Origin of the sequence: Lentzea albidocapillata (genome assembly GCF_000719115.1) — a bacterium.
Classification (GTDB): domain Bacteria; phylum Actinomycetota; class Actinomycetes; order Mycobacteriales; family Pseudonocardiaceae; genus Lentzea; species Lentzea albidocapillata.
Genome location: NZ_JOEA01000020.1, coordinates 169713 through 188329, shown reverse-complemented (window position 1 = coordinate 188329; position 18617 = coordinate 169713). Strand labels below are relative to the sequence as shown.

Annotated in this window: 17 protein-coding genes; 5 read left to right on the top strand and 12 right to left on the bottom strand. The window is 69.0% G+C overall.

Features of this window, described 5'->3' with window-relative positions; genetic code table 11:
* Nucleotides 1-44: 44 nt before the first annotated feature.
* A complete protein-coding gene (locus IG04_RS0130615) occupies nt 45-920 on the top strand; it encodes a ParA family protein (RefSeq protein ID WP_030480218.1) in 876 nt (291 codons plus the stop codon).
* On the top strand, nt 917-1885 hold the full coding sequence (locus IG04_RS0130610; RefSeq protein ID WP_030480217.1) for a ParB/RepB/Spo0J family partition protein: 969 nt from the start codon (nt 917-919) through the stop codon (nt 1883-1885). Before IG04_RS0130615 ends, IG04_RS0130610 begins: the two co-directional genes overlap by 4 nt.
* Nucleotides 1886-2010: 125 nt before the next feature.
* Here IG04_RS0130610 and IG04_RS0130605 read toward each other — a convergent pair whose 3' ends face one another.
* Nucleotides 2011-2955 carry a D-alanine--D-alanine ligase family protein gene (locus IG04_RS0130605; RefSeq protein ID WP_030480216.1) on the bottom strand — a complete coding sequence of 315 codons (945 nt, stop codon included), beginning with the start codon at nt 2953-2955 and terminating at the stop codon, nt 2011-2013.
* A 16-nt stretch (nt 2956-2971) separates the two neighbouring features.
* The gene (locus tag IG04_RS0130600; RefSeq protein WP_030480215.1) at nt 2972-4288 is read right to left on the bottom strand and encodes an aminotransferase-like domain-containing protein; all 1317 of its coding nucleotides are present in this window, start codon (nt 4286-4288) and stop codon (nt 2972-2974) included.
* 134 nt (nt 4289-4422) lie between these two features.
* On the opposite strand from IG04_RS0130600, the gene IG04_RS0130595 reads away from it, so the two are divergent.
* Nucleotides 4423-5055, top strand: a complete 633-nt coding sequence (locus IG04_RS0130595) for a GNAT family N-acetyltransferase (RefSeq protein ID WP_030480214.1) — start codon at nt 4423-4425, stop codon at nt 5053-5055.
* A gap of 53 nt (nt 5056-5108) precedes the next feature.
* Here IG04_RS0130595 and IG04_RS0130590 read toward each other — a convergent pair whose 3' ends face one another.
* The 9 genes from IG04_RS0130590 to IG04_RS43050 all read right to left on the bottom strand — a co-directional run bounded on the left by IG04_RS0130590 (nt 5109) and on the right by IG04_RS43050 (nt 15331).
* Nucleotides 5109-6248 (bottom strand): N-acetylmuramoyl-L-alanine amidase, encoded by a 1140-nt coding sequence (locus tag IG04_RS0130590; RefSeq protein ID WP_030480213.1) that lies wholly within the window; start codon nt 6246-6248, stop codon nt 5109-5111.
* Between the two features lie 219 nt (nt 6249-6467).
* Nucleotides 6468-6797, bottom strand: coding sequence for a thioredoxin (gene trxA, locus IG04_RS0130585; protein ID WP_030480212.1), 330 nt, complete (start codon nt 6795-6797; stop codon nt 6468-6470).
* A 33-nt stretch (nt 6798-6830) separates the two neighbouring features.
* Nucleotides 6831-7811 carry a thioredoxin-disulfide reductase gene (gene trxB, locus IG04_RS0130580; protein WP_030480211.1) on the bottom strand — a complete coding sequence of 327 codons (981 nt, stop codon included), beginning with the start codon at nt 7809-7811 and terminating at the stop codon, nt 6831-6833.
* 78 nt (nt 7812-7889) lie between these two features.
* Nucleotides 7890-8630 carry a hypothetical protein gene (locus IG04_RS0130575; RefSeq protein ID WP_030480210.1) on the bottom strand — a complete coding sequence of 247 codons (741 nt, stop codon included), beginning with the start codon at nt 8628-8630 and terminating at the stop codon, nt 7890-7892.
* On the bottom strand, nt 8627-9244 hold the full coding sequence (gene sigM / locus IG04_RS0130570) for an RNA polymerase sigma factor SigM (RefSeq protein WP_030480209.1): 618 nt from the start codon (nt 9242-9244) through the stop codon (nt 8627-8629). Before sigM ends, IG04_RS0130575 begins: the two co-directional genes overlap by 4 nt.
* Nucleotides 9245-9323: 79 nt before the next feature.
* The gene (locus IG04_RS0130565) at nt 9324-10841 is read right to left on the bottom strand and encodes a protein kinase family protein (RefSeq protein WP_030480208.1); all 1518 of its coding nucleotides are present in this window, start codon (nt 10839-10841) and stop codon (nt 9324-9326) included.
* A 37-nt stretch (nt 10842-10878) separates the two neighbouring features.
* Entirely contained in the window at nt 10879-12528 is a 1650-nt protein-coding gene (gene murJ / locus IG04_RS0130560) for a murein biosynthesis integral membrane protein MurJ (protein WP_030480207.1), read from the bottom strand.
* Nucleotides 12525-14819 carry a DUF6049 family protein gene (locus IG04_RS0130555; protein WP_084401552.1) on the bottom strand — a complete coding sequence of 765 codons (2295 nt, stop codon included), beginning with the start codon at nt 14817-14819 and terminating at the stop codon, nt 12525-12527. The genes murJ and IG04_RS0130555 overlap by 4 nt, the downstream gene beginning before the upstream one ends.
* Nucleotides 14816-15331, bottom strand: coding sequence for an NUDIX hydrolase (locus IG04_RS43050; protein WP_030480205.1), 516 nt, complete (start codon nt 15329-15331; stop codon nt 14816-14818). Before IG04_RS43050 ends, IG04_RS0130555 begins: the two co-directional genes overlap by 4 nt.
* Before the next feature lie 42 nt (nt 15332-15373).
* Here IG04_RS43050 and IG04_RS0130545 point away from each other — a divergent pair, with 42 nt between their 5' ends.
* On the top strand, nt 15374-16810 hold the full coding sequence (locus IG04_RS0130545; protein ID WP_030480204.1) for a CCA tRNA nucleotidyltransferase: 1437 nt from the start codon (nt 15374-15376) through the stop codon (nt 16808-16810).
* Nucleotides 16811-16891: 81 nt separating this feature from the next.
* On the top strand, nt 16892-17161 hold the full coding sequence (locus tag IG04_RS45655; RefSeq protein WP_090006620.1) for a response regulator transcription factor: 270 nt from the start codon (nt 16892-16894) through the stop codon (nt 17159-17161).
* On the opposite strand, the gene IG04_RS0130540 is transcribed toward IG04_RS45655, so the two are convergent.
* Entirely contained in the window at nt 17090-18433 is a 1344-nt protein-coding gene (locus tag IG04_RS0130540; protein WP_051770994.1) for an MFS transporter, read from the bottom strand. The genes IG04_RS45655 and IG04_RS0130540 overlap by 72 nt on opposite strands.
* Between the last annotated feature and the right edge of the window lie 184 nt (nt 18434-18617).

The window sequence follows — 18617 nt, the reverse complement described above, 5'->3', positions numbered from 1 at the left end:
CCAAACCCAAAGCCAAGCCGACCAACAACGGAGATGACAGCGCCGTGGTGTGGACCCCGATTGCAGAAGAGGCGGCTCGTGCGGCAAGCGTGCTGCACCCCGACGAGTCACTGCTCCCCCGCCCGACACATCGCCGGGTGATGACCGTCGCCAACCAGAAGGGTGGCGTCGGCAAGACGACGAGCACGGTGAACCTCGCTGCCGCGCTCGCCATTCACGGGCTCAAGACGCTCGTGATCGACCTCGACCCTCAGGGCAACGCCAGCACGGCGCTCTCCGTCGAGCACCGCAGCGGCACGCCGTCCGTCTACGAGGTGTTGCTCGGCGAGATCTCCATCGCCGAGGCGGCTCAGGTCAGCCCGACGTCGCCGAACCTCTTCTGCGTGCCCGCGACGATCGACCTCGCGGGCGCCGAGATCGAGCTCGTCTCGATGGTGGCGCGTGAGTCGCGGCTCAAGGAGGCGCTCTCCTCCGAGGCGCTCGACCAGCTGCAGCCGGACTACGTCTTCATCGACTGCCCGCCGAGCCTCGGTCTGCTGACCGTCAACGCGATGGTCGCGGCGCAGGAGGTGCTGATCCCCATTCAGTGCGAGTACTACGCGCTGGAGGGGCTGAGTCAGCTGATCCGCAACATCGAGCTCGTGCAGCAGCACCTCAACCCCGATCTCGCGATCTCCACGATCCTCCTCACGATGTACGACGGGCGCACGAAGCTCGCGGACCAGGTGACCAGTGAGGTGCGCGGCCACTTCGGCGACGTCGCCCTCCGGACGGTGATTCCGCGCAGCGTGAAGGTCTCCGAGGCACCAGGATTCGGGCAGACGGTGTTGACCTACGACCCGGGCTCGCGCGGGTCGATGAGTTACCTCGACGCCGCCAAGGAGATCGCGATCCGCGGGGCCAAGGAGGAGGGCGCATGACGGAGCAGCGCAAGGGCGGACTCGGGCGCGGTCTGGCCGCACTCATCCCGCAGGGTCCGCCGGCCGGTGCGCCGAGCACGCTCCGGCCCGCGGTGGCCGGCAACGGGTCCACCAAGACCCTGGCTCAGCAGCCTGCCGGTGAGGTCGCGGGCGCCATCTACCGCGAGATCGCGGTTACGGCGATCAGGACGAACGCCAAGCAGCCGCGCCAGGTGTTCGACCAGGATGCGCTCGACGAGCTCTCGTTCTCCATCAAGGAGTTCGGGCTCATGCAGCCGATCGTGGTCCGCGAGCTGACCGCGGACACCTTCGAGCTCGTCATGGGCGAGCGCCGGTGGCGGGCCACGCAGCAGGCCGGGCTCAAGACGATCCCGGCTATCGTCCGGCAGACCGCCGACGACGTCATGCTGCGCGACGCGCTGCTGGAGAACATCCACCGCGTCCAGCTCAACCCGCTCGAAGAGGCGGCGGCGTACCAGCAGCTGCTGCAGGAGTTCGGCGTCACGCACGAGGAACTCGCGGACCGCATCGGACGCAGCCGCCCCGTCGTCACGAACACCATCCGGCTGCTGAAGCTCCCCCTCCCCGTTCAGCGGCGGGTCGCGGCGGGCGTGCTGAGCGCCGGGCACGCGCGGGCGCTTCTCGGTCTGGACGACGCGGGAGCGCAGGAAGACCTCGCGGCACGGATCATCGCCGAGGGCATGTCGGTCCGTGCGACCGAAGAAGCGGTGACTGTCGCCAAGAACGAGAAGCCCAAGAAGGAGAAGGCCGCCCCGCGCAAGCAGCTGCACGCGCCCGGTCTGCAGGAGCTCGCCGAGCGCCTCTCCGACAACTTCGACACCCGCGTGAAGGTCGAACTCGGGCAACGAAAAGGCCGGATCGTGGTCGAATTCGGGTCAGTTGATGATCTTCAAAGGATCATCGGCATGATGAGCCCAGAAACGACAATTCGGACATCGGAGTAGGCCCATAGGATCACCCCAGGGTCTTATGTCACGGTGACGATGACGCCCCGCATCCAATTGGATACGGGGCGTCACCTATTTGTCGATCACCGAACGCGGCTCTCAGACCGTCGATCCGGAGCAACTCAGCGAGCGACAGCGCGCTCGATCAACCCGGCGTAGATCTCACCCAACGACTTCCCCGCCGCCTCGACGGCCATCGGCAGGAGCGACGTCTCGGTCAGCCCCGGCGACACGTTCACTTCGAGGAAGTAGACGGTCCCGTCCTCCGCGACGATGGCGTCGGTCCTCGACACGTCCCGCAACCCGAGCAACCGGTGCGCCGCCACCGCGAGCTCCCCGACCGCCTTGGCCGAGGCAGCGTCCAGCCGGGCCGGCGCGTGGAAGTCGGTGAGCCCCGCGGTGTACCGAGCGGTGTAGTCGTACACCCCGCTCTCCGGAACGATCTCGACCGCGGGCAGTGCGGTGGGGCCATCGGCACTGTCGACGACGGTCACCGCCACCTCCACCCCGGAGATGAACTGCTCGGCCAGCACGGTGTCCCCGTACGCCAGGCAGCCGACCATCGCCGGCGGCAGCTCCGCGGCTTCACGGACGACCTGGGCGCCCAGCGCCGAGCCACCCTGGTCCGGCTTCAGCATCAACGGCAGCCCGAGCGTCGAGACCATCGCGTCGAGCACCGGCTTGGCACCCAGCTCCCGGAACGTCGCGTGCGGCAGGACCACCCACTCCGGCGTCGCCAGCCCGGCACGGGCGAGCTCGGCCTTCGCGGTCGGCTTGTCCCACGCCCGCCGGCACGCCCGCGAGTCCGTGCCCACGTACGGCACGCCGAACATCTCGAGGATCGCCTGCACCGACCCGTTCTCGCCCTCGCCACCGTGCAGCGCGACGACGACGGCGTCCGGGCGGCCCTCCTGCAACCGCGTCAGCAACGACGAGTCGGCGTCCCACTCCTCCACCGTCACGCCCACCGACCGCAGGGCGGCCGACAGCCGGCGGCCGGAGCGGATCGAGACTTCACGTTCGTGGGAAAGCCCACCGGACAGCACAGCGACCATGCGGTCAGCCACAGCAGAACTCCAAGGATCAGGCGGTGTCGGGCGACGGGGTCTGCGGACCGGACAGCTGACGGCCCGGCGTCGCCCCGAAGGTCGCGGCCAGCTGCATCTCTTCCTCCATGACGTTCGCCAGGCGGCGGACGCCCTCGCGGATGCGTTCCGGCGTCGGGTAGCAGTACGAGATCCGCAACTGGCGGGAGCCGAAGCCGTCCGCGTAGAAGCCGGTGCCGGACGCGTACGCCACACGGGCGGTCACGGCGCGGGGCAGCATCGCCTTCGTGTCGATGCCCTCCGGCACCGTCACCCAGACGTAGAAGCCGCCATCCGGAATGTTCCACGTGGAACCTTGCGGCATGTGCTGTTCAAGAGCGGAGATGGCCGCGTCCCGACGCTCCCGGTACGCCTCGCGGTAGGTCTTGATCTGACCCTTCCAGTCCTGCGTCGACAGGTACCGGGACACGATCATCTGGTTCAGCGTCGGCGGGCACAGCGTGGCCGACTCGGCGGCCAGCACCAGCTTCTCGCGGACCGCGTGCGGCGCCAGCACCCAGCCGACCCGCAGACCGGCGGCGAACGTCTTCGAGAACGACCCGAGGTACACGACGTTGTCGGGGTCCATCGACCGCAACGCCGGGTAGGTCTGCCCGTCGAACCCGAGCAGCCCGTACGGGTTGTCCTCCACGACCAGCACGCCGTAGGTCCGGCAGATCTCCAGGATCTCGGCCCGCCGAGACACCGCCAGCGTCACGCCGGCCGGGTTATGGAAGTTCGGGATCGTGTAGAGGAACTTGACCCGCTGACCGTTGCGCTTACAGGCCTCCAGGGCCTCTCGCAGCAACGACGGCACGAGCCCGTCGGCGTCCATCGCGACGTGCACGACCTGCGCCTGGTACGCGGTGAACGACCCGAGAGCGCCCACATAGGAGGGCCCCTCGGCGATGACGACGTCACCGGGATCGCAGAAGATCCGGGTGACCATGTCGAGGCCCATCTGCGAGCCCACGGTCACCACCACGTCGTCCGGGTGGCCGTTGATGCCTTCCAGCGCCATCACGTCGCAGATCTGCTCGCGCAGCGTCGGAACACCGTGCGCCGAGCCGTACTGCAGGGCCACCAGGCCCTCGGACGCCACCAGCTGACCGATCTCCGCGGACAGCGACTCCAGAGGCAGAGCGGCCAGATGCGGCATGCCGCCGGCCAGCGATACGACCTCGGGACGGGACGCGACTGCGAAAAGTGCCCGGATCTCCGATGCCGTCATCCCTGCCGTGCGCGCTGCGTAGCGGCGGAGGTGGGGGTCGAGGCTTCTGGGGCCCTGCTTGGCGGGCTGTCCGGGCGCAGTCATGTGGGACTCCTGTATAGGAAATGTCCCGAGCGAGTGTAACCGTCGTCCCGTTCAGGGCACGCGCCTTCCGGCTTCCGTCACATTCGCCTACCCTCGTATGGGTTCGCTGTGTGTGTTAACGGGTGGAGGTCGGGGTGTCCCGTCGCGTCGTAGGCGTCACGCTGGACAACCTGGAGCATCTCTCCAAGCACAGCAGGACGTGCGTTTTCTGGGAACTGGCCCCTCACCTGCGAGAACAGGCTGAGGAATACGGCGACACCGAGTTCGAGAAGGAAGCCTGGGTCTCCAGCGTCCTGCTCGAGTGGGGTTCGTGCGGCCGCATCATCTACTGCGACGGCATTCCCGCCGGTTCGGTCTTCTACGCACCACCGGCCGCTGTTCCGCGCAGCTCCGCCTTCCCGACGTCTCCGGTGAGCCCGGACGCGGTCCTCATGACGTCGCTGGACGTCCTCCCCGAGTTCCGAGGGGGCGGACTCGCGCGAGTCCTCGTGCAGGCCGTGGCGAAGGATCTGACGCGTCGTGGCGTGAAGGCCATCGAGGCGTTCGGCGACATGCGCCCGGACGACGAAGAGTCCAGTTGCGTCACGCCGGCCGACTTCCTCACCAGCGTCGGCTTCAAGACCGTGCGGCCGCACCCGCGCTGGCCCCGGTTGCGGATGGAGCTCCGCAGCTCCATCACCTGGAAGGAAGACGTGGAGGCCGCTCTCGAACGGCTCCTCAACAGCGTCACCGTCTCCACCGCGGAACCCAGTTTCCGCCCGGTCTGAGACAGCGAAAGGCCCCCTTCGCCGAAGCGGAGGGGGCCTCTTTCGTCAGAGCGTCAGCCCTTGGCCATCTCGTAGCGCAGCAGGTCGTTGAACGTGAACGTGCCCGTCGGCTGGTCGTCCTTGCCGAGCAGGTACAGACGCTTCACGGCCACGAGGATGCCCTCGGCCACGATGTCGCGGAACCCAGGGGTCGACAGCCGTGCGCGGTCCTCCGCGTTCGTCAGGTAGCCCACCTCGACGCGGACGGCCGTGCAGCGGGTGAGCCGCAGCAGGTCCCACGTCTTCGGGTGCGAACCGCAGTTCGACATCGTCGTGCGGGCGGTGACCTCGCGCTGGATGAACCCGGCCAGCGCCTCACCGACGGTCGACGACGCGCCGTTGCCGGTGCCGTAGTGGAACGTCGCCACGCCCTGCGCGTTCGGCGACGAGTTGCCGTCGCTGTGCAGGGACAGGATCAGGTCGGCGCCGGCCTCGTTCGCGAACCGGGCGCGCTCGTTCTCGTCCGGGCAGTTGTCCGGCCCTCGCGTGAGCAGCGCCTCCATGCCGGTGGCCGCCATCTTGCCTTCGAGGCGACGGGCCAGGTCCAGCATCAGGTCGGCCTCGGACAGACCGTCCACGACCACACCGCGGTCCTCGCCACCGTGACCTGGGTCGATGACGATGCGCTTGCCGGACAGGCGTGAACCGGCGCCGCGAAGCTGTTCCTGCTCGCGCAGCAGCTGCGGACGGCCGCCGCGGACCTTCGGCTGGAGCTGACGCAACGCGCGCACGGTGTCCGGACCGCACATGCCGTCCACGATCAGTCCGTAGTCGCGCTGGAAGTTCTTCAGCGCCTGCTCGGTCTGCTGGCCGAACACGCCGTTGGCGCGACCGGCGTCGTAACCGAGCTCCAGCATGCGTTCCTGCAGAGCCAGCACGTCGTCACCGGTCGTCGGCTGCGACATCAGGAACGCGAGCGGCCGGTCCCCCAACCGGAACGTCGCGTCACGCAGTGAACGGTAGGTCGCCGGGCCGACGATGCCATCGATGATCAGCCCCCGCTGCTGCTGGAACGCGCGCACTGCGTGCTCGACCTGCTGGTCGAACACCGGCGGCGCCTGTGGGTCGGCCGGCGGAAGCAGTCCGAGCCTGGTCAGGGTCGACCGGATCTCGGCAACATCACTTCCGACGTCCCCGCGGCGGAGCAGCTGCATGCACCCTCGCTCGACTAGGGCGCCGAACCTGGTCGGCGCGTCAGTTGGGAAGTCTTCATTGTGCCCTGCTGCGCTAAGTGATCGATGCAGGGCTACTCACAGTCGTACCGAGGTCACGTTCCCGGAAACAAAACGAACGTGACCCACCCGTCTTATCGATAGACGGGTGGGTCACGTTGCGCGTTGCAGAGGACTTCTCGTCCTGAGCAACTTTCTGGCTCAGGCCAGGACGTCCTGCAGGTCCTTCAGCAGCGCGGCCTTGGGCTTCGCGCCGACGATCTGCTTCACCGGACGGCCGCCCTGGAACAGGATCAGCGTCGGGACGGACATGATCTGGTAGTCGCGGGCGATCGACGGGTTGGCGTCGATGTCGACCTTGGCGATGGTGATCTTCTCGCCGTGTTCGGCCGCGATCTCCTCCAGCACCGGCGCAACCATCTTGCACGGGCCGCACCAGGTCGCCCAGAAGTCGACCAGCACGGGCTTCTCGCTGGTCAGCACGTCGTCCGCGAACGACTTGTCGGTCACCGTGACGGTGGCGCCTGCCATGTTGATCTCCCTAAAAGACTCGCAGAAGGAACTTCAGTTGCTCTTGCCGTAGCCGCCGCCGACGGCCTCGGCGGCCATCTCGGCCTGCTCGGTGCCGTGCTCGGCGAGCCACCGCTCCGCGTCGATCGCGGCGCTGCACCCGGAACCGGCGGCGGTGATCGCCTGACGGTATTCGTGGTCGACCAGGTCACCGGCGGCGAACACGCCGTCCAGGTTCGTGTACGTGGAGCTGCCCTTGGTCAGGACGTAGCCCTCCGCGTCGAGGTCGACCTGGCCCTTGACCAGCGACGAGCGCGGGTCGTGGCCGATCGCGAGGAAGAATCCGGTGACGGGCAGCTCGGACTCGGCGCCGGTCTGGGTGTCCTTCACCTTGATCGATGACACGGTGCCGTCCCCGAGCACGTCGGTGACCTGCGTGTTCAGCTGCCACCTGATCTTTTCGTTGGCGCGGGCGCGCTCCAGCATCACCTTGGAGGCGCGGAACTCCTCGCGGCGGTGGATGACCGTCACGGACTTGGCGAAGCGTGTGAGGAACGTCGCCTCCTCCATGGCCGTGTCGCCGCCGCCGACCACCGCGATGTCGTGGTCGCGGAAGAAGAACCCGTCGCACGTCGCACAGGCGGACACACCGCGGCCCAGCAGCTCCTGCTCGCCGGGGATGTTCAGGTAACGGGCCGCGGCACCCATCGCGAGGATGACGGCCTTGGCCTGGTACTCGACGCCGTTCGCGACGACCTTCTTGATCTCCCCGGTCAGCTCGACCGACTCGACGTCCTCGGCGCGCAGCTCGGCACCGAAGCGGGTGGCCTGCTCGCGCATCTGCTCCATGAGCTCGGGGCCCATGATGCCGTCGCGGAAGCCGGGGTAGTTCTCCACCTCGGTGGTCGTCATCAGGGCGCCGCCGTACTGCGAACCCTCGAAGACCAGGGGTTCCAGCTGAGCACGGGCGGCATAGACCGCCGCGGTGTAGCCCGCGGGTCCCGATCCGATGATGATCACGTTGCGTACGCTCACGGCCCCAGCAACTCCTCGATCTCGTCGTCTGACTGGCTCAACGGATCGTAGGTGCAGCTAATTCCGTGACTTGAGCGACTACCTCTGGCCCACGGTCGTGTCCGCGAGAACGCCCTCTTGCCTGTCCGGCCCGCAGGTGGCCGGATCCAGCACGACCAGCCGGTACTTGCCCAGTCCGGCGGGCAGGATCGCCATCACCGCGGACTTGCCCTCCAGGTCGATCGGGCTGATGCCGAGCGGGGTGCCCGAGCTGGTGATGCCGCCGCCCTTCAGGCAGCCGGTCAACCGGTCGGGGGTCTCCAGCGGGCCGTAGTTCTGCGCTCCAAGCACTTCACCGACCGCGGAGCCCAGTTCGTCGCGCTTGAGCGCGAGCGGAGGCGCCTCACTCTGCTTGCTGGTCGGCGCGGGCGCGGCGTCGTTCGCGGGCGGCTGCTGCGCACCCGGTGACACGGCCAGCACGATGCCGAACGCGGCCGCGGCGGCGACCAGTACGCCGCCGCCACCCATACCGAGCCGGCGGTTGCGGCGCTTGCGGGCCTCGTTCAGCGACACGACCGGCGCGATGCCGGGACGGGCCTCCGCGGCCAGTGCGGCGTTGATCCGCGCCGCCACGTGGTCGGGCATCGGGACGGGCGGCAGCGAGTGCAGGTCCTCCAGCGTGGCGTCGAGCGCCCGCAGGACCTCGCTGGCCTCAGCGTCCGCCTCGACCCTCGGACGCAGCTGTGCGGCGACCTCAGGGGGCAGCACGCCCGCATGCAGGTCCGCGATGAGGTCAACAGACCACGGCGGACCCATCGGCACGCGCTCCATGCCGGTCATCGGCCCTCCCACTGACGTTGCTCTTGCACATTCACACCGTCAGCTGGGACGTTCGCATCTGCGATTCGGTTCCTGAGGTGCCCGAGAACTTTGGCCAGCTTGGCGCGACCCCGCGCACACCGGCTCTTGACCGTGCCCTCCGCGATGCCCAGGAGCTGCGCCGTTTCGGCGACCGAATACCCCTCGATGTCGACGAGCACGATGGGCGCCCGCTGCTCCTCCGGCAGCTCCATCAACGCCTGCTGCACCATCAGGCTGGTCTCGCGGTCGCTCATCGCGTCACGGGGAGCGACGGGTTCGCCGGGACCGGCCTCGGGCAACGGCACTGTCGGTCTCGTTTGTCGGCGTCTCATCCGATCGAGACACGCGTTCACCACGATTCGGTGAAGCCAGGTGGTGACCTGTGACTCCGCGCGGAACGACGACGCCGCCCGGAAGGCCGAGATGAACGCCTCCTGCAGCGCGTCCGCGGCCTCTTCCGGGTCACGCAGCGTGCGCAACGCCACCGCCCACATCCGGTCGCGGTGCCGTTTGACCAGCTCCGAGAACGCGTAGGGGTCACCTGCGGCGTGGGCCGAGATGAGATCGGCGTCCGAGCTGGCTGCGGCGGTCACGGAACGCACTTTAGCGAGCGTGATCACACATCACCCGGACAGGGCTACCCAGAGTGCGGCAGTAGTCCTACTCGGGGTTCTACTGCGCGCGGGTGTAGAGGATTTCCCGGACCTCTGACTGGTTCTTGCCACCGCCGGAGCTCGTGAGCTGCGTGATCCAGATCAGGACGTGACCGGTCGGCTCGTGCTCGTTCAGCTGGATCTGCGTCTGCCCGTCGGACAGGTCGGCGACCCCGATGACCTTGGTCTCCTCGAGCGGCGCGTCCAGTGCGGACGCGGACCTGATCTCGACGTGCGTGCCCTTGCTGGGCGAGGTGATGGTGACCGAGGCCAGCTTCACCGGCTCCGCGAACGAGGCCATCAGCCCGATGCCCGGCTTCAGCGTCGGGAACGGCTGGAAGTAGTTGTCGGTCCGCCAGAACGTGCCCGCGTTGTTGTCGGCCGCCCGGCTCGCCTGGTTGGGGTTGTCGGGCTTGTTCGTCACGTCGTAGACGCCGATGGCCGCCGGCTGCACCGGCCCGGCGGGCGCGGGCGGAGGCGCGCTCTGGCCGTTCGACCCCGGCTGGTTGATCACCACGGTCGGGCCGCCGCCCTTGGTCGGCTCGTCGCTGAAGAATCCGACGATCTGCACGCTCAGCCAGACGATCACGGTCAGTGTGGCCACGGCGAGCACCCCGACGCTGATCCACAGCTTCTTCTTCTGCTGCTTGTCCTGCCGCGGGCGCTGGGTCGTCCACACGACCTGGTCGTCGTCATCGCGTGACGCCGCCACGGCCGGGATGAGCGAGGTCTGGGCTTCCTCGGCCGCGATCTGGTCGAGGACCTGCAGGATCGCCGCGGACGTGCGGATACCGCCCACCGAGGTGTCTTCCAGCGACCGCACCGCGACGGACGACAGGTCGTGCGGCAGGTACGGGTGCAACGCGCTCGGTGCGACCACGGACCCGTCCGGCCCGGTCGGCGCGACCGGCACGCCCTGAGGACCGCCAGGCAACGCCCAACGGCCGGTGAGCAGCAGGTACAGGATCGCGCCGAGGCCCTTGACGTCGTCGCGCGCGATCGCGTCCGGCCGCGGGCCGGGGAACGCGAGGCGCAGGCGGCCGTCCGAGGTGACCCGGATGCGCTGCGGGTGGTCGGCGCCCAGCACGAGACCGGCGTGGTGCGCGCCCTCGATGGCGGCGCCCAGCGGCTCGAGCAGGCGGGTCGCGGCGCCCGCCGGCAGCGGGCCCTCCGCGATGAGGTCCATCAGGTCGGTGCCCTGGGTCCACTCGGCGATGACGATGCCGAGGATGCCCTCGTCGGGGCGGATGCCGGTGCCGGGCGTGAGCACGTCGATCACCCTGGACACGCCGGGGTGCGTGAACGACGCCGCGTGCATCGCCCGTTCGACCGTTCGGCGGGCACGGGCGGCCGCGTCGTTGTCCGCGAGATCGCCCAGCAGCACCGTCAGCGCCACGTCCCGGTTGAGCTGCCCGTCCCGCGCGCGCCACAGCTCCGCATTGGACCGCGCGTCCGCGCCGGACCTCGCGAGCAGCCGGTAGCGGCCGTTGCCGATGACGCCCCCGGGATTCAGGGCGGCGTGAACTCCGCTACTCACGGGCACGAGAGTACGGGACGGCGCTTACGGACTGGAGTCACCTTCGCCGCACCAAACGGTTGATCTTGGCGATCACCGGCTTCATCTCGGGTACCCGGAATGCCGCCAAAAGGCCGAACGCGAGCGGCAGGCCGATCGCCGTCACGAGCACGACCTCGATCCAGGCTGCCACGACCGGCTCGATGGTCCCCAGCATGCCCAGGACCAGCCAGTTCGCGCCCTTGGCGACCGCGAAGGCCAGCGAGGAGGCGACGACGGTGAGGCAGACGGTCCAGATCGTGAAGCCCGTGCGCAGGCGGCCGAGGCGGATCCGCAGCCACACCTGGCCGACGATCGCGCCGAACACGAAGCTCAGCGACATCGCGAGCGACACGCCGACGGCCAGCTGCGAGGCGTCTCCCGGCGTGGACACGCCGAGGAAGAGGTAGAGCAGCCCGATGCGCACCGCCACGATCAACGCCTGGATGAGCGTCGGCGTGCGGGCGTCCTTCATCGCGTAGAAGACCCGCAGCTGCAGCAGCGTCACGGCGTAGGGCACGAGACCGAACGCGGAGAGCGCGAGCGCGAGACCGATCCTCGTGCCGCCGTCGACGCCGGAGGCGCCCCAGGCGAAGGCCGCGAGGCCGATGGCCAGGCCGGACACCGTCATCAACGCGCTGAACGGCATCAGCAGGATCGCCGACATGCGGTTGCCGAACAGCAGGTCGCGCACGATCGACTCGTTGTCGTTGTTCGCGGCCGCCCGGCTCATCTTCGGCATCAGAGCGGTCAGCAGCGAGACACCGAGAACGCCGTACGGCACCTGGGCGATCAGCCACTGGTAGTTGAACGCCGTCAGCGTGCCCTCGGCGCTCGTCGCCACGTTCGTCAGCACCGTCATGCTGGCCAGGCCGAGCGCGACGTAGAGCAGCACCCAGAACGCGAGGCTGCCGAAGTCCGAGAGGCGCGAGTCCCAGCCGAACCGCCACTTGAAGCGGAACCCGGTCTTCCTCAGCGCCGGGAACAGCACGGACGCCTGCACGGCCACACCGAGCGCGGTGCCGAGGCCGAGCACCAGCAGGTGGACGTCGGTCATGCGGACCGGGTTGAGCGTGAGCTCGCCCGGCAGCAGCGCGTAGACGACCAGCACGCCGATCACGACGAGGTTGTTCAGCACCGGTGCCCAGGTGGGGATGCCGAACACGTGCCGTGCGTTCAGCACGGCGCTGAGCAGCGCCGTCAGGCCGTAGAAGACGATGCCCGGCAGCACCAGGTACGCGAACGCGGTGACCAGCTCCGGGTTCGCGTTCTCGGAGTCGGAGATGTAGAGGTCGGTCAGCAACGGCGCGCAGGCCATCGCGATGACCGTGCCGACGCCGAGGATCAGCGTGCCCATGGTGATCAGCCACTGGGCGTACGACTCGCCGCCGTCGCCGTCCTCCTTCTCGGCGCGGACCAGCAGCGGGATCGCCACGCTGGTCAGGATGCCGCCGAGGAGCAGCTCGTTGATCATCGTGGGCAGCGTCGACGCCGCCTGGTACGAGTCGCCGAGCATCTCGGCGCCGATCACCGCGATCAGCAGCACCTTCGACAGCAGGCCGGTGCCCCGGCTGACGATCGTCGCGATCGCCATCGAGCCGCTCGCCCTGGCGACCGACGGTGCTTGCTTCTGGTGCTCTGGCTGGGTGGTCGTGGCTGTCTCGCTCACGCGCTCGACTTCTCCGGTGTGACGTTCTCGATGGACGGTGCGCCGTTCTCGCCGTTGCGGGCGCGGACCCGCTTGTAGATCCGGCGCCCGGAAAGCAGGACGAGCGCGATGCCGGCGATCACGGTGATGATCACCGTGATGGTGCCGTAGGCGGACGACGACACCTCCAGCTTGACAGTGTCACCGAGCGGGACGCCCTCGGGAGTGGTCAGCCGGACGTTGACCGGGAACCGGCCGGACCGCAGCACCTCGACGGGCACCCGCACGACGCGCTCGCCGCGGGCGGGAAGCACCTGGTCGGCGAGGTCGAGCTTGCGGATGCCGGGGGTGTCGGCGAGGTTGATCCGGACCGTCACGCGGACGTCGAGCTTGTTCGTGATCGTGACCGGGATCGGGCTGTCGCCGGAGCCGAGCAGGATCGGGCTGTTCGGCTGCGTCACGCCGACCATGCCGGTCAGCGCGTCCAGTTCGCTCTGGCTGACCTCGGCCGCGGAACGGGCGCCCTGCTCGTTGTTCCGCCACGCGCCGGACATCGCCCGGAGCAGCCCGAGCCACAGCGGGTCGGCCAGGTCGGCCGGTGCCGCGTGTGCGCTGTCTTCCTGCTGCATGGCCGCGACGAGGCCGTTGAGCTCGACGCTCTGGCTCGTCACGGAGTTCGAGATGATCGCCGAGATCTCCCGCGCACCGGCCTCCGGCGGGTAGGAGATCCTGGCGTTCGTCACCGCGGGCGTGGCCCCGGTGAGCTCCGCGAGCCCGGTCTGGGTCGCGTAGCCGCCGGTCATCAGCTTCTGCGCGGTGGCGAGGAACTCGGTCATCTCCGAGAGCGGCGCGTGCCAGCGACGCGGCGGCGCGACCAGCACGTTGCGGCCCTCGCCCTGCCAGCCGGCGCGGAACACCAGCACCGCCAGCGCGTTCTGCACGGACACCGGCTGGCTCTCGACCGGCGTGGTCACACCGGACAACGTGCGCGGCCGCGACTCGCTGCCCTGCAGCGCGTCCGAGACCATCGAGTCGATCTTCACCGCGGTCACCGGGTTCTTGCCGCCGATGACGACCGGCGCGGTGCCCGGCGCGTCGGCGAGGCCCGTCGGGTCGAGCAGCAGTGACTTCACGCCGGGGTAGCCCCTGTCCGGCTGCGGGGTGACCAGCTCGTCGAACGTCGACTGGTCGAGCACGCCGTCCTCCGGCCACACCAGGTCGGGCAGCGGCTGTACGGACAGGACGTCCTGGATGAGCTTGGGGCCGTCCGTCACCGCGAGCGTGCGCATGGTCGCGAGCTTCGCCCTGTTCAACGCCACGAGGTCGGCGTCGGCGTACGGCAGCGCGACGACGCAACGGCCCGTGACGGCGAGCTTGAGGCGGTCGAGCCACAGCTTCGCCTCGATCCTGCCCTTGCCCTCGGCGCCGCTACGCAGCCGGTAGCCGGTGCTCATGGCCTGCACGGTGCGCAACAGGTCCGGGTCGATGGCCAGGCACATGGCCGTGCTCATCTGCGGAACCGCCTGCTCATAGGCCTGCAGCAGGCCGTACAGCCGGCCGTTGACGGAAAGCGACGCCGCGAGCTCGTCGTCGATCAGCTGCGACTGGCCCTCGCCGCCGAGCCGGACCAGCCGCGGGCGGTCCGCGATCGGCCACAGCACCGTCAGCTTCGAGCCCGCACCCGGCTTGCCCTTGGTCTCGCCGCCGGGCACGCCCAGCACGGGCAGCAGCGTCGACAGCGCCGCGAGACGTGCCTGGCCGCCGTAGTCCGGCCTGCCGTTGACGTTCGCGAGGATCGGGTAGATGCCCGGCCGGTCGACCTGCAGCGAGGTCGGCTCGGTACCGCGCAGCGGCACCTCCAGCGTGAAGTCCTTCTGCTGGCCGGCTTCGAGCTCGCCGGTGACAGGGGTGAACTTGGGCTGCACGGCCTCGGCCGCCGCCGGCTCCCGCAACGCCTTGCGCAGGTCGTCCTCGGAGTCGAGCGGCTCGCCGCGCTCCAGGCGCAGCACGATGTCGGACACCTTGCGGTCGCCGATGTTGACGATCTTGCCGGTGATCCTGACGGTCGCCGGGGAGTCGCTCGTGACGAACCTGGGGGTGAGCTGGTCGATGTCGAGTCGCAGGAACTGCGGCTGCGCCTGGCCCGGCTGGGCGGAGAGCGATCTGGTCGCCCACACCTGGGTGGCGGGAGCGGGCATGAACGGCAACGCGTCGATCTCGTCCGGCTGCGCCTGCTGGGCGCCGGCGGCCGGCGCTGTGATCACCACGAACGCGGCGACAGCGGCTGTGCAGACGAGCTTCTTCAGGCTCACGCCGACTCCGCCCCGTTGCGGCAGCGGCCGGAGAGCAGTTCGGCTGCTCGGCGGACCAGGCGGCGCTCGTCGGCATACGCGAGTCGCTCGTCCAGTTCGCCGAGTGGCACCCACGCCACCTCGGTGACCTCCACGTCTTCGTCGGAAAGCTCTCCCCCCGTCGCTTCGAGGAGGAAGTGGTGAACCGTCTTGTGTACCCGGCGGTCGTCAGCGACGAACCAGTAGTCGATCGACCCCAACGGGCGTAGCACCCTGCTATGAATACCGGTCTCCTCGGCGACCTCGCGCACCGCGGTCTGCTCCGCGGTCTCGCCGGCCTCGATGTGACCCTTGGGCAAAGACCACAGCAACCGGCCTCGCCGGTCAAGTCTGCCGATCACCGCGGCCCGCCGCTCTCCGTCGAGCACCAGGCCACCGGCCGACGTCTCGTCGACGGTCTCGAGCCTCCGGCCCCGGCGCCGCTTCCGGCGCCCCGGCTTGGGACTCCCGGAACGCGCGGCTGACGGGGGCATACGGCCGATCGTACTTATGAACCTTGAGTACGCTGGTTTCCCGTGTCTCGATCGCTCCAGCAGAATGCGGTGGTGGAACCACCCGCCATCACACCTGTCGTCGCCGAACTCGCCGCTCGGTTCGCAGCCGGCGGCAAGCGCCTCTACCTCGTCGGTGGAAGTGTGCGCGACGCCGTGCTGGGGCGCCCGACGAACGACTTCGACTTCACCACGGACGCGCGACCTGCGGAGATCCAGAAGCTGCTGAGCGGCTGGTCCGACGCGCAGTGGGACACCGGCATCGCCTTCGGGACGGTCGGCGCGTCGAAGAACGGCGAGATCATCGAGATCACGACCTTCCGCGCGGACGTCTACGACGGCGTGACCCGCAATCCCGAGGTGACCTTCGGCGACTCCATCGACGGCGACCTGGTCCGGCGCGACTTCACGGTCAACGCGATGGCGTTCGACATCGCCGCCGGCGAGTTCGTCGACCCGACCGGCGGCCTGCAGGCGGCGCGCGACGGCGTACTGGACACCCCGGCGACGCCGCAGGAGTCGTTCGGCGACGACCCGCTGCGCATGCTGCGTGCCGCCCGGTTCGTCTCCCAGCTCGGCTTCACACCCGCGCCGCGGGTGGTCGAGGCGATGCGGTCGATGGCAGGCCAACTCGCCCGCATCACGCCGGAGCGCGTGCAGGTGGAGCTTTCGAAGCTCCTGTGCGGCGCGCACCCGCGCCGCGGCATTGAGCTCATGGTGGAGACCGGGCTGGCCGACATCGTGCTGCCCGAGCTCACGGCCATGAAGCTGGAGATCGACGAACATCATCAGCACAAGGACGTCTTCGACCACTCGCTGGTTGTGCTGGAGCAGGCAATTGATCTTGAAGAAGTTGATCAATCACCCGATCTGGTGCTGAGGATCGCCGCGCTGCTGCACGACATCGGCAAACCGGCGACGCGGAAGTTCGAGTCCGGCGGCGGCGTCTCGTTCCACCACCACGAGGTCGTGGGCGCGAAGATGGTCCGCAAGCGCTTGCGAGCGTTGCGGTACTCGAAGGAGATCACCGAGGACGTCGCGAAGCTCGTCTACCTGCACCTCCGCTTCCACGGGTACGGCGACGGCGAGTGGACCGACTCGGCCGTGCGCCGGTATGTGACCGACGCCGGTGATCTGCTGACGCGGTTGCACAAGCTCGTCCGCGCCGACTGCACGACCCGCAACAGGCGCAAGGCGAACCTGCTGCGCAAGACCTACGACTCTCTTGAGGAACGCATCGCGCGCATCGCGGCCGAGGAAGACCTTGCGCGCGTCCGTCCGGACCTCGACGGCAACGAGATCATGAAGCTCCTCGGCCTGCCGCCGGGCCGCGAGGTCGGCGCCGCGTGGAAGTTCCTCAAGGAGCTCAGGCTCGACCGCGGGCCGCTGGACCGCGACGAAGCCGAAGCGGCGTTGCTCGACTGGGCGCGCGAACAGGGGATCACGCCACCCGCTCCCTAACGCATTGTGAGCGAATGGAATCCCCGCGTTAGCGAAGCGTCAGCGCGGGGATGCACCATGGTCAGTGCGCCAGGGGGGCGCATGGGGGTGGTGCAGATGTTCGCTTGGGGACTTTCCGCAGGTCCTGCCGTACGGGACCTGGACGTTCTGACCGACGACCAACGAGCCGTGCTGAGGTGTCTCGCGCGTGGCCACGCCGACCACGAGATCGCGCGCGTGCTCGGCATCGGGCAACAGCGGGTGGCCGACGAGGTGACCGAGATCCTGCGGCGCCTGGATCTAACCGATCGAGTGGCGGCTGTCGTCTTCGCCCACGAGGCCGGGATGCTGCACCTGCCGTTTCCGCGCTGACAGGACCAGGTAGGCGCCGAGCCCGACCAGGTAGAGGCTCGCGGCGACCAGGAGGAGGCCGGGCGAACGCCCGTCCAGGGGGACCACCATCGCTGTGATCGACACCGCGGTGACCTGCGCGATGTTGAAGAGGGTGTCGTAGAGGGCGAACACGCGCCCGCGTACCTCGTCGCCGACGTCGTGCTGCACCGCGGTGTCCACGCAGAGCTTGACGATCTGACCGGCGAAGATGATCACGAAGCTGGCCAGCAGGATGGACGGCAGCGTCATCGGCAGCCCGAGCCCGACCTGGGCCGAGGCCGTGAGCAGCAACGCGCCGCAGATCGTGCGCTTGACCCCGAACCTGTCGACGATGCGGTCCGTCAGGATCCCGGCGAGCAGCACACCCGCGCCGCCGGCGACCGCGACCTCGCCGAGCCCGCCGATGCCCGCCTTGAGGATTCCGACATCCTCCAGGCTGTAGCGCATCAGCAGCAGCGTGATCATCAGGCTCATGCCGAACGCGGCCCGGTGCGCGAGCAACGCGGCCAGCCCGGCCGTGACGCTCGGCGTGCGCCAGGTGGCCTTCGCTCCGTCCAGCAGACCGCGGGCGACGGCCGTCATGGCGTTGTGCGGCTCGTCGACCTCGTCCGGTCCGAGCACACCCGCCTTGAACCGGCTGGCGATGAACGCGCTGAGCAGCAGTCCGACCACGGCGATGCTGGTGGTCCATGCTGAGCCGCCGTCCCCGGCGCCGAGCAGCGTGCGGAACCCGATCGCACTGGCGGCACCGATCACGGCCATGACCGCGCCGGCCGTCGTGGCCAGCGCGTTCGCCTCGACCAGGTGATCTTCGTCGACGACGTGCGGCAGTGACGCGCTCAGGCCGGACCCGACGAACCTGCCGATGCCCATCACGATGAGCGCGGAGACGTAGAGAGGCAGCCCGCTCAGCCCAGCGCTCACGGCCAGCGCCGTGAGCAGGACGAACGCGGCCCGCGTGACGTTCGCGACGAGGATGACCTTCTTGCGGTCCCACCGGTCGAGCAACGCACCCGTGAACGGACCGATCAGCGAGTACGGCAGCAGCAACACCGCGAACCCCGCCGCGATCGCCGCGGGATCGGCCTGGCGCTCGGGGTTGAACAACACGGCACCGGCGAGCCCGGCCTGGAAGAGCCCGTCACCCCACTGGGAGGCGAGACGAGTGGCGAGAAGTCTGCGGTAGGCGGGGATGCCGAGGAACCGGCGTGATCCCCAGTGGTGCTTCTCCACCGCAAGCGTTGTCACCATTGCACTCTAGGCGCGTAGTGGTGAAAACCACGAAAGCCGGACCTCGCGGTCCGGCTCCCCTGGTGCCGGATGCCAGGTCGCCTCACGGCGCGGTGCACTAAGCGGTTCCAGCCGAACGGTATTCCGCAAAGGCGGTTGTCTGTTGAGCCCGGGGGACACAAAGACATCCGACACCTCAGTCTAA